Source organism: Pseudooceanicola marinus, from assembly GCF_002786295.1.
In the GTDB taxonomy this organism is placed as follows: domain Bacteria; phylum Pseudomonadota; class Alphaproteobacteria; order Rhodobacterales; family Rhodobacteraceae; genus Pseudooceanicola; species Pseudooceanicola marinus.
Genome location: NZ_PGTC01000014.1, coordinates 1 through 2,500, shown reverse-complemented (window position 1 = coordinate 2,500; position 2,500 = coordinate 1). Strand labels below are relative to the sequence as shown.

2 rRNA genes (1 of these 2 cut by a window edge) are annotated in these 2,500 nt (G+C 54.3%); both read left to right on the top strand.

The window, feature by feature from the left end:
- Positions 1–2,261, top strand: a 23S ribosomal RNA gene (locus tag CVM50_RS09190); it begins 572 nt to the left of the window's first position.
- A gap of 77 nt (positions 2,262–2,338) precedes the next feature.
- Positions 2,339–2,453 (top strand): 5S ribosomal RNA (rrf, locus tag CVM50_RS09185).
- Positions 2,454–2,500: the final 47 nt, after the last annotated feature.

Genomic DNA, 2,500 nt, shown 5'->3' with positions numbered 1-2,500 from the left:
GAGAGCTGACGGCGTACCTTTTGTATAATGGGTCATCGACTTGGTCTCACGAGCAAGCTTAAGCCGATAGGTGTAGGCGCAGCGAAAGCGAGTCTTAATAGGGCGTCGAGTTCGTGGGATCAGACCCGAAACCGAGTGATCTAGGCATGACCAGGATGAAGGTACGGTAACACGTACTGGAGGTCCGAACCCACACCTGTTGAAAAAGGTCGGGATGAGTTGTGCCTAGGGGTGAAAGGCCAATCAAACTCGGAGATAGCTGGTTCTCCGCGAAATCTATTTAGGTAGAGCGTCATCCGAATACCCCGGGGGGTAGAGCACTGGATGGGTAATGGGGCCCCACAGGCTTACTGATCCTAACCAAACTCCGAATACCCGGGAGTACTAGATGGCAGACACACTGCGGGTGCTAACGCCCGTAGTGGAGAGGGAAACAACCCTGACCTCCAGCTAAGGCCCCCAATTCATGGCTAAGTGGGAAAGCAGGTGGGACGACCAAAACAACCAGGAGGTTGGCTTAGAAGCAGCCATCCTTTAAAGATAGCGTAACAGCTCACTGGTCTAATCAAGTTGTCCTGCGGCGAAGATGTAACGGGGCTCAAGCCATGAGCCGAAGCTGAGGACTGCGTATGCAGTGGTAGCGGAGCGTAGTGTGACATAGCTTCATGCCTTCTTCACCTTCTCCGGAAGGTATTGAAGGCTCGAAGCTTTCTGTGAAGCCGGCCTGTGAGGGATCCGGTGGAGAGATCACTAGCGAGAATGATGACATGAGTAGCGACAAAGAGTGTGAGAGACACTCTCGCCGAAAGTCCAAGGGTTCCTGCTTAAAGCTAATCTGAGCAGGGTAAGCCGGCCCCTAAGCCGAGGCCGAAAGGCGTAGGCGATGGGAACCAGGTTAATATTCCTGGGCCAGTGGGATGTGACGGATTGTGAAGGTTGTTCACCCTTATCGGATTGGGTGGGCCGCTAATCAGTCCCAGGAAATAGCCCCACATGAGACCGTACCCTAAACCGACACAGGTGGACTGGTAGAGAATACCAAGGCGCTTGAGAGAACGATGTTGAAGGAACTCGGCAAAATACCTCCGTAAGTTCGCGAGAAGGAGGCCCGGGTTCAAGGCAACTTGGATCCGGGGGCACAAACCAGGGGGTGGCGACTGTTTACTAAAAACACAGGGCTCTGCGAAGTCGCAAGACGACGTATAGGGTCTGACGCCTGCCCGGTGCCTGAAGGTTAAAAGGAGGGGTGCAAGCTCCGAATTGAAGCCCAGGTAAACGGCGGCCGTAACTATAACGGTCCTAAGGTAGCGAAATTCCTTGTCGGGTAAGTTCCGACCTGCACGAATGGCGTAACGACTTCCCCGCTGTCTCCAACATCGACTCAGCGAAATTGAATTGCCTGTCAAGATGCAGGCTTCCCGCGGTTAGACGGAAAGACCCCGTGCACCTTTACTACAGCTTCACACTGGCATCAGGCACAACATGTGCAGGATAGGTGGTAGACTTCGAAGCAGGGACGCCAGTTCCTGTGGAGTCATCCTTGAGATACCACCCTTGTTCTGCTTGATGTCTAACCGCGATCCCTTATCGGGTTCCGGGACCCTGTGTGGCGGGTAGTTTGACTGGGGCGGTCGCCTCCTAAAGCGTAACGGAGGCGCGCGAAGGTTGGCTCAGAGCGGTCGGAAATCGCTCGTTGAGTGCAATGGCAGAAGCCAGCCTGACTGCGAGACTGACAAGTCGAGCAGAGTCGAAAGACGGCCATAGTGATCCGGTGGTCCCGAGTGGAAGGGCCATCGCTCAACGGATAAAAGGTACGCCGGGGATAACAGGCTGATACTGCCCAAGAGTCCATATCGACGGCAGTGTTTGGCACCTCGATGTCGGCTCATCTCATCCTGGGGCTGGAGCAGGTCCCAAGGGTACGGCTGTTCGCCGTTTAAAGAGGTACGTGAGCTGGGTTTAGAACGTCGTGAGACAGTTCGGTCCCTATCTGCCGTGGGTGTAGGATACTTGAGAGGAGTTGCCCCTAGTACGAGAGGACCGGGGTGAACGATCCACTGGTGGACCAGTTGTTATGCCAATAGCAGTGCTGGGTAGCTATGATCGGAAAGGATAACCGCTGAAGGCATCTAAGCGGGAAGCCCCCCTCAAAACAAGGTATCCCTGAGGGCCGTGGTAGACCACCACGTCGATAGGCCGGAGATGTAAGCACAGCAATGTGTTCAGTTGACCGGTACTAATGGCCCGATAGGCTTGATCCGTTCCAGTAGAAATCAGGAACGATCAGAAGTCACTGACGCGGACTGATTGATATCTCTCAAGTTGGATTTTTCCTCGGTCTGGTGGTCATAGCACGAGCAAAACACCCGGTCCCATTCCGAACCCGGAAGTTAAGTGCCGTCGCGCTGATGGTACTGCGGCTTAAGTCGTGGGAGAGTAAGTCGCCGCCAGACCTAGTAAAAATCCAAACACGATGAACAAAAACCCGCCGACCCAAAAA